The 8,974-nt window shown below is 56.1% G+C and carries 9 protein-coding genes; 1 reads left to right on the top strand and 8 read right to left on the bottom strand.

Features of this window, described 5'->3' with window-relative positions; all coding sequences use genetic code 11:
- Nucleotides 1-1,789, top strand: a 1,789-nt coding sequence (locus RTK32_RS14315; RefSeq protein ID WP_312045073.1) for an AAA domain-containing protein, incomplete at its 5' end; no start/stop codon positions are given.
- 43 nt (nt 1,790-1,832) lie between these two features.
- Here RTK32_RS14315 and RTK32_RS14310 read toward each other — a convergent pair.
- The 8 genes from RTK32_RS14310 to RTK32_RS14275 form a co-directional block, all read right to left on the bottom strand.
- Nucleotides 1,833-3,269: a glycoside hydrolase family 1 protein gene (locus tag RTK32_RS14310; RefSeq protein WP_312045071.1), complete on the bottom strand. Its 1,437-nt coding sequence runs from the start codon at nt 3,267-3,269 to the stop codon at nt 1,833-1,835.
- 114 nt (nt 3,270-3,383) lie between these two features.
- Nucleotides 3,384-4,043, bottom strand: coding sequence for an RES family NAD+ phosphorylase (locus RTK32_RS14305; protein WP_312045069.1), 660 nt, complete (start codon nt 4,041-4,043; stop codon nt 3,384-3,386).
- Entirely contained in the window at nt 4,036-4,710 is a 675-nt protein-coding gene (locus RTK32_RS14300) for an antitoxin Xre/MbcA/ParS toxin-binding domain-containing protein (protein ID WP_312045067.1), read from the bottom strand. Before RTK32_RS14300 ends, RTK32_RS14305 begins: the two co-directional genes overlap by 8 nt.
- 117 nt (nt 4,711-4,827) lie before the next feature.
- Nucleotides 4,828-5,874: a YncE family protein gene (locus tag RTK32_RS14295; protein ID WP_312045065.1), complete on the bottom strand. Its 1,047-nt coding sequence runs from the start codon at nt 5,872-5,874 to the stop codon at nt 4,828-4,830.
- 70 nt (nt 5,875-5,944) lie between these two features.
- Nucleotides 5,945-6,367 carry a hotdog fold thioesterase gene (locus tag RTK32_RS14290; RefSeq protein WP_312045063.1) on the bottom strand — a complete coding sequence of 141 codons (423 nt, stop codon included), beginning with the start codon at nt 6,365-6,367 and terminating at the stop codon, nt 5,945-5,947.
- On the bottom strand, nt 6,367-7,119 hold the full coding sequence (gene dhbA / locus RTK32_RS14285; protein WP_312045061.1) for a 2,3-dihydro-2,3-dihydroxybenzoate dehydrogenase: 753 nt from the start codon (nt 7,117-7,119) through the stop codon (nt 6,367-6,369). Before dhbA ends, RTK32_RS14290 begins: the two co-directional genes overlap by 1 nt.
- Nucleotides 7,116-7,967 carry an isochorismatase family protein gene (locus RTK32_RS14280; protein ID WP_312045059.1) on the bottom strand — a complete coding sequence of 284 codons (852 nt, stop codon included), beginning with the start codon at nt 7,965-7,967 and terminating at the stop codon, nt 7,116-7,118. Before RTK32_RS14280 ends, dhbA begins: the two co-directional genes overlap by 4 nt.
- A 14-nt stretch (nt 7,968-7,981) precedes the next feature.
- A partial coding sequence (locus tag RTK32_RS14275; RefSeq protein WP_312045057.1) for an AMP-binding protein occupies nt 7,982-8,974 on the bottom strand: 993 nt, incomplete at its 5' end.

Below are 8,974 nucleotides of genomic sequence, written 5' to 3'. Positions count from 1 at the left end.
GATGCTGGAGAAAGAAGTCTCTGAATTAACGGCATTACAGCACAGGGTTGAAACGGCGCAGTACTACGTCGACGAGCATGTACAGCATTATCCTGAAGGCAACTGGTGCGACATTTTACGTACACGCTTTATCCGGCAACACCGTGAAATGTTTGCCGATGCTATAGGCTATCTCTGGCAGGAACAGTTGAAACGGAAAAATCATCTGGAAGACGTGGTCACGCATTGGCGTTTGCTTATTTCCCGTCAGAATGCAGGCGCCGGTTATTATCGCTGGATGGACAACCTGGATGACTTTTACAGCTCGCTGTCGCTGGTTTACCCGGTAATGGCGACCACGCTGGTCTCCGCTTACAAAATGGCCGGGTACGGCAAACTCAGCGAGCTGAAAGGTCATAAGCCCTGGGCTCTGGCGCTTTGCGATGAGGCGGGTATGATTTCGGCAGAATCGCTAGTCCCCCTACTGAGCCGCAGCGAAAAGGCCATGATCGTAGGCGATCCTCTGCAAATTGAGCCTATTCGTAATCTTTCTGAAGGCTCTCAACAACTGCTGCGCCAACGCCATTTTGCTGAGAACAATACGCTTTATGAGCGGGTTTCACCTGTCACCGTCACCGCCTACCATCGGGCGGCCGGCAGTGCTACCGGCCGCGTCAGTGATACGGGTAACGGCATCATTCTGGATGAGCATCGTCGCTGCCAGTTACCTATTGCTCAATTATTTACCCGCGTGGCGGGCTACCAGGGTGTGACGGTAGAAACGGCTCTACCTGACGAAAGAATTGCCCGGGCTTTTGAAAAGGCGGGGGGACACCACCTGATGTTTTACAGCGTGGAAGGTCAGAAAGGCCTTGTAACCAACACCAACCTTGATGAGGCAGAAGCTATTGGGCAGCTGTTAGACAAGCTGGAAGAAGCGGGTTACGACCTGAGCGCTGATGTTGGGATTGTAACCCCTTATACTAATCAGAAGTCTCTCCTGATCCAGCGGTTTGCTAAGCGGATGAACCATTGGGAAAAAAATTGTATCGGAACGGTCCATCAGTTTCAGGGCGTAGGGTTTGAAGTCATTATCTACAGCCCGGTTATTTTCCATCCTCTGGATAAAGAAGGTTTCCAGAACGACGCCCCCAATATGCTCAATGTGGTCGTTTCTCGGGCCAGACAGCAGTTTATCGTAGTAGGAAATTACCGACGCCTGAAGCAGGCTGGCGGCTATCTGGCGATAGTGGCTCAAACGCTGGCCGACGATTTTCTTCTTGAACAGGGCAGTCAGCATCCCGATTTCGGGCGTATAACACAGACGCCACGCTTACAGCGTTACTATAAAGATTGTGAGCATATTGCAGCCTTCAAGGCCAAGGCAGCCACATGCGAACGGGAACTCCTTATCGTAACGCCCTGGATACGAAGAGGCGGCCGCCGGCAGCGCCCGGAACTGGCAATGCTGATAGCCGCCCAGCGTCGTGGCGTGACAGTGAAGGTCTGTTATGGCTATCACCATCAGCGGCTTGATCGCGGTGAAGATAACGATAATGACCTGATTACAGAGTATTGCGACCAGCTAGGGAAAGAGAATGTCATTCGCCTGCCGGAAGGCACTCACGAAAAACTGCTGGTGGTCGACGGACGCTACATCACCCTTGGCAGCTGGAACTGGCTGTCCCATGGTTATCATGACAGCTGCGAGGGCTCAGGGAATTTCAGCAATGCTATACGTCATGAGCTAAGCGCAGAACTGGATGACGTGGCTTTTGTTAACGAGCTTAAAGAGCGACTGCCTGTCTGACATGATGGGCCGTACAGAATCGTTCCTGTGCGGCCCTTTCCTCTTAATCTACTTCGCGGCCGTTACTGGCGATGACCTTCTGATACCAGTAGAACGATTTTTTCTTATAGCGGTTGCCCGTCCCGGAAATGGTGTCGTCCAGATCGACATAGATAAAGCCGTAGCGCTTGCTCATTTCGCCGGTGGACATGCTGACCAGATCGATGCAGCCCCACGGCGTGTAGCCCATCAGCTCGACGCCGTCATCAATCGCTTCCGCCATCGCGTCAATATGCTGGCGTAAGTAGTTGATGCGGTAATCATCTTCAACCCGGAAATGCTCGTCCGGCTTATCTTTCGCGCCTAAACCGTTTTCAACAATAAATAGCGGCTTCTGGTAGCGATCGTAAAGCTGATTCAGACCAATACGCAGGCCAACCGGGTCAATTTCCCAGCCCCAATCGCTGGCCTCCAGGAAAGGGTTACGCGCCCCGCCCAGCAGGTTGCCCTGTGCCGCGTCCGCTTCCGCGCCGGTTTTATTGATGGTGGTGGACATGTAATAGCTGAAGCCGATGTAGTCCACGGTATGCGCTTTACTTAATTCCATGTCGCCTGTCTGGATATCCAGCGTCACGCCCAGCGATGCCCAGAGGCTTTTAGCGTAATAAGGGTATTCGCCCTTTGCCTGCACGTCGGCGCAGTAAAAGTTAAACGCCTGCGTCTCTTTCAGCGTGGCGAGCTGGTTAAGCGGATTACAGTCAAAAGCGTAGGCGGTAGCGTAAATGATCATGCAGCCAATCTGGATGGCGGGATGGGTTTCATGCGCGATTTTTACTGCCAGGCTGCTGGCGACAAACTGGTTATGCCACGCCTGAAACTTCGCCTGTGGATCCAGCGCACCGGTCTTTACCGTCAGGCTCTGGCTCATCATCGGGAAGTGCACCGCGCTGTTAATTTCGTTAAACGTCATCCAGTACTTCACTTTCTGGCCATAACGTTCCAGCACCGTACGGGCGAAGCGCTCAAAATGCCCGATGACGTCACGGTTTTTCCAGCCGCCAAATTCGGTCGCCAGATGCAGCGGCATTTCATAATGGGAAATCGTGATAACCGGCTCAATGCCGTGCGCCAGGCAGGTATCGATCACCTCATCATAATGGCGCAGCCCCGCTTCGTTGGGCTGCTGCTCGACGCCGTTGGGATAGATGCGCGTCCAGGCGAGGGAGAAACGGTAGCATGTAAAGCCCATTTCTTTGAACAGCGCGATGTCCTCACGGAAGCGGTGATAGTGGTCGATGCCTTTATGGTTGGGGTAAGTGTAGCGGGACGGGTCAAGGGTGAAATCAAAATCAGGCGAGGAAACGATAGCCAGGCGCGATTTCCCGCCCGGGATGGCATCCACGATGGAAAGCCCCTTCCCGTCCTCGTCGTAAGCGCCTTCTACCTGATTCGCGGCGGTCGCGCCACCCCACATAAAGCCTTGCGGAAACCTTTCTTTCATTGCATTAGTCCTTTTTAAAACGGAGAGTTTTAACAGCAATTGATGACAAGTTTGCACCCGGTGCAGGCAAGAATGGTAAAGCAAAAGTGGCATAGCCGACAGGAAAGAAGCCGATCAGTACCGTGCGGGTACAATGGTTAACGCTATCCGCTCCGCCAGATCCAGAACGTTTGACCAGGTCGCACCGTCCTGTAAAAGAGAACGGGAAGCGCCCGTAGACCGTAGCGCTTTTTTACCCATGCGATCGCCAAAGAGCACGATCGCCCGGGCGGCATCATCCTGTCTGGATATCCAAAGCAATCCCTGCGCCTGCGGACACTGGCAATAAATAGCCTCGGCCCATTTTCGGGTGGCCGGATACCGATTTTTTTCCGTATCGATTAACTGGCTGCGCTTCAGCCCGAGCTTGTGTAAAGCCAGGCTGCGTAAATCCACCAGCCTCAGCGCTTCCGTGACTTCTATAACGGAATGCAGCTGGCCGGTAAACTTTGCCTTATCTATGCTTTTAAAGCCGGCGGTATGCGGGACATCATGAAAGACCGTTTCCATCAGCGCACAGGAAAAGGTCGTCCCCGCATACAGCGTGGGAATAGCGCGACCTTTACCGTCTTTAATCGGGCTGAAGCGCGCATTACCTTTAAGCCCAGGATTAAACTGCGCCGCCTGATAGTTATCAAGATGGATACGGTGCAGCTTTTCCCCGGCGTTGAGCAGCGTCAGGGTAAGAGCAAGTCCCTCAGGGGGGAGCGGTAAAGCCCCGTCCGGGCTAGCCATGCTCAACCCCGGCCACTTCATCCCTTGCGGCTTCGATCACCCGCTCCGGGCTGCTGAGAAGCAGGTCCTGCGGTCGTTCACCGCCCAGGGCGCTGTTATCAGCGCGAAACCAGTAGGCCATTCCCCAACCGTCCTTGTGGTCGGCGAAAATTTTTACGATGTCAGCCATGGCCTTACAGGGCCGGAAGCCTGTCTCTGCCGACAGGGCGTAGGCCGGATAGTAGTCAATGCCGTGGTGCTGAAGCGTAAAAATCTGCTGCTGCTTTTTCCATTTATGCGGCTGCGCGCTGGGATTACGCGCGCTGAAGCCGGCCAGTTCGGCCACGTTTGTCGCCGTCAGCCAGTCTCCACTTTCCAGTACCGCCTTGCGGGCCTGGATCAGCATGGCGGCCTCTTTCAGCAGCGTTGGCGGCACGGGAGCCGAAGGCAGCATGATTTCCGCCAGCCGCTCAAGCGAGGCCTGTTCCTGGCGCTCGCGTAGCACATCCAGCAGGGAAACCGTCATGTTCAGCAGGTTTTCCGTTAGCGTCTCGACCACGCCCGGCTGCTGATGCACGAAAGTCATGGCTAAGACGCGATCGGCACGGGATTTATTCAAATGAGCCTGGATCTCTTTGGGGGTGCCTACCCGCGTCGCGATACCTGAAGAACCCGGAATAGCGCTCATCGTTTTATCCTCAGTGATGGTAGTTATTAGCAATATAACATAACCACCATCACCGTAAAGGTCACTTTTTAGCCGGAAGCGTAAAGATAAAGCCCCGGACGGCATCAGGGCGAAGGGCTACAGCGCGACGCGCATCACGTCATCAGGGGCAGTGGCCTCCTGCTTGCGGGAGGAAGCCTGCTTAACGGAGATATACAGCGTCTGGCCATCCGGCGACAGCGCCAGACTGTTTGGATGGGTCGGCGCCTTAAGGGTTTTAATAACTTTATAGGTTTTGCCGTCAATAATACTGACCTCGCCGGCCTCACGATGGGTGACGTAAATTTCATCACGCTGCGGATTAAACAGCACCGCCAGCGAGGTTGGCACGGCGACTTTCTGTATGATCTTGCCGTCTTCGGTGTTGACTACCAGCAGCTCAGGCTGTTTAGCGTCGGTGATAAAGGCGCGATGCGTAGCCGGATCCAGGCTGATATTCAGGAAAAAGTGCTCGCTCTCCGCCAGCTTCACTTTAGCCAACAGCTGATGACTCACGGTGTCGAAGGTGAAGAGTTCATTATCACCGCCGGTGGCGTAAAGGCGGTGCGCGTTGGCATCCAGCGTCAGGCCGGTGGCGTACTTGCCCAGGCCGTCCAGCGTATGACGTAGCGTCAGTTTATCGCCATCCACCACCCAAATCCGGCTCTCTTCGCCCACGCCGCTGACATAAACCGTATTGGTTTTTTCATCCACTGCCAGCTCGCGAGGTGCCAGCGGATAGAAGGTTTCGCTACGCGGACGTGTATCGAGCACCAGACGCCCTTTTACCTCGCCGCTTTTAACGTCAATCGCCGTGATCGAACTGTTCAGCGTATTGCCAACAAAAAGCGTGTCGGTTTTATTATTGATGGCGGTGCCAAAAGGTTTGAGATCGTTGTGTATCGCCTGGGTAATTGCCAGCGTCTGCGGATTGAGTCGGTAAACCACGCCGCCTTTATCCAGCTGGCGACTACCGGAGGTGGCCACGTACAGCGCCTGCTGCGACGGGCTGTAGGCCATTTCATAAGCCCCTTTGGCAACCGGCTGGCGCAGCGGTTCTGCGGTTTCGCTGTAGGCCGGGATCGCGGCGGTAAACAGCATCAGCGTCAAGAGGTAGCCTTTTCCACGGCTGAAAGTTACGTTCATATTCTCTCCATGTAACTGAATAACAACAGGTAAAATGCCCGCCGCCCTGAGCGGTACGGCGAGCCAAAAATTAGCCCAGCAGCGCCGTGGTCAGTCGTGCGGTACAGCAGCGCCTGTTGCTTTCGTCATAAATAGCTATTTCCCAGACCTGCTGGCTGCGGCCTGAATGCAGCGGCTGACAAACACCCCGCACCTGACCGCCGGTCACGGCGCGATGATGGCTGGCGTTGATCTCCGTGCCGACCACGCATTGCCCTTCCTGGCTGGTCAAAAAGCTCGCCATAGAGCCTAAGGTTTCCGCCAGCGCCACCGATGCCCCCCCGTGCAGCAGGCCAAAAGGCTGCTGCGTGCGGGCATCGACCGGCATCGTCGCCTCCAACCTGCCCTCTGCCAGCAAGGTAAACGTCATCCCCAAATGGGCCACCATCGACCCTTCGCACATGCGGTTAAGCTCATCCAGACTCGGCTGGCGTTTCCAAATCGATTTTGTCATTACGCCCCCAGCGTGCTGCCACCGTCGATCACGATATCCTGCATCGTGATATGACTGGCTTGATCGGAAGCAAGAAACAGGATGGTGCTGGCGATCTCATCCGGCCGGGCGATTTTGCCCAACGGGATACCGATTTTAAACTGTTCGGCAAAGCCGCGAATGCGCTGCTGTTCGGCGTCCGCGCTTTTCCACAGCGTGCGCTGCATATCGGTATCGGTCGAGCCTGGCGACACCAGGTTGCAGCGTACGCCAAAAGGCGCCAGCTCCAGACCCACCGTCAGGCTGAGGCTGCGCAGCGCCGCCTTCGACGCACCATAGGCCGACATGCCAACACGGGGACAGTGCGCGGCATCCGATGCCACGGTGACGATAGCGCCGCTACGCTGCTCGCGGAACAAAGGCATTGTTTGCTGAAACAGATTAAACGCGCCGCCGACGTTGACGGCCATCACCGCTTCCCAGTCCGCCACGTCCAGCTCATCGGTTGCTCCCATCCGCAAAATGCCCGCGCTGTTAACCAGCACGTCCAGCCGCGGCGCCTCCAGCCGCAGCCGCTGACACACGGTCTTCACCTGCTGCGCGTCGGCCACGTTCAGCTCCACGGTCTGAAAAGGATAATCAGCCTGAGGAAAAGCAAGATCCAGCCCGACAACCGTTGCGCCTGCCTGATGAAAAGCCAGCGCCGTGGCATAGCCGATACCTTTGCCGGCGCCGGTTACCCAGATATATTTATTCATAAAATCGCGGCTCATGCGTGCTCCCGCGACAGCAAACGCCACCAGGCGGCCAGCGTAGGTTCCTTCGCCAGCATGACAAAATCGATATCGCCGTAAGCTTTACGCCAGCGAGCAGCCAGCGCCATCATGCGAACCGAATCCAGACCGTAATCGATCAGGTTCTCATCGTCTTCAGGCACTTCGTCCTCATCCAGCATAGGCTGCACCAACGCGCGCAGCCGGGCCATGCTCAGCGGCACCGGCAGCAGATCCTCCGTCAGCACGACTTTCCCGGCACGGCCGGCGGTATATTTCAGCGCCATCAGGTGCTCATCGCGGCTAAAGTCAGCCAGCGCATCCGCCACCATAAAAGGCTGGATATCACGCATAAAAGCGTCAATAGCCGTGGTCAGGCAGCCAATATGGGCGTACACCCCGCAGATAATCAGTTGGTCGCGGCCGGTCTCTTTCAGATGCTGCTCCAGCGGCGAGCGATGGAAGGCGCTGTAGCGCCATTTCACCAATACTTCGTCGTCCGCTTCCGGTGCCAGCGCGGCGACAATCTTCTGCTGCTCCGGATGTTTATTCAGGCCCGGTCCCCACATATCGTTCAGCAGCGCGCGGTCTTTATCGCTTTGATGGTTCGGCTGCGCCGTGTAGTAAACCGGGATGCCGTTCTGGCGACAATAATCACGCAGCGCGGCGATATTGCTGATGACCTGTTTGATCATCGGACAATCTTCACCCCAAAAATGAATAAAATAGTTCTGCATATCGTGGATCAGCAGCGCGCCTCTGGCGGGTTCAAACGTCCACTTCACCTTGTTTTCAGGCAGGTCGACGGCGGCAGGCAGCGCATAGGCTTGCAGTGCAGGGATAGTCATTTTTTCTCCTGAATTCAATGAGTCTGGCTGGCATCCAGCTGTTGGCGCAGGTATTTTTTATCCACTTTACCGACGGGCGTCAGCGGCAATTCGTCGACGGTTTCAATACGATCGGGCAGCTTGAAGTCCGCCACGCCAAGCTCACGCAGATAGCGGCGGATCTCGACGGCGCGAACGGGGCGCTTACCGACGATAAAGGCGCAGCTTTTTTCGCCCAGCAGGCTGTCTTCCATGGAAACCAACGCAACATGCAGAATGGCCTCGTGGCGTAACAGCAGGTTTTCGATCTCTTCTGCAGCAATTTTCTCGCCGCCACGATTGATCTGATCTTTTTCGCGGCCCTGCACGCAGAGGTAGCCGTCCGGCGTGAGGGAAATCAGATCGCCGGAGCAGTAAAAGCCGTTGGCGTCAAAAGCCTGCGCATTGTGCTCCGGGCTGCGGTAATAGCCGCGAAAGGTGTACGGACCGCGCGTCATTAGCCGTCCGGTTTCGCCCTGCGGCAGCGGATTACCCTGCTCGTCCGCGACCCAGACCTCATCGTCCGGGCTCATTGGCGTACCCTGCGTCGAAAAGGTGTGCCACTCGTCGTCGGTCAGCTGCGTATAGTTGACCAGCCCTTCCGCCATGCCGAACACCTGCTGCAGCTGGCAGCCAATTTCCGTCGGGATACGGGCAGCCAGCGCTTCGCTTAAGCGTGCACCGCCCACCTGCAACAGCTGTAGCGAACTGAGCGCCCGATTGCTGCCCCACTCCTCAATGGCCTGCAGCCACAGACTGACGGCTGGCGGGACCAGCGCCGTCACCGTAATTTGATGTTTTTCAATAAGCCGGAAGCAAAGGTTGGCACTGGGGTCGCCCGCCATCACGACCAGGCCGCCGCCATAAAACACGCCAAACGCGCCCGGCGAACTGAGCGGATAGTTGTGTGCGGCGGGCAACGCACAGAGGTAGCGGGTTTTTTCATTAAAGCGGCACACTTCTGCACTGCGGCGAATGCTGTAGTAGTA

This window comes from Erwinia sp. (genome assembly GCF_031978025.1).
Lineage (GTDB): Bacteria > Pseudomonadota > Gammaproteobacteria > Enterobacterales > Enterobacteriaceae > Erwinia.
The sequence above is the reverse complement of the archived record's forward strand: the minus strand, read 5'-3'. Positions and strand labels throughout refer to the sequence as shown.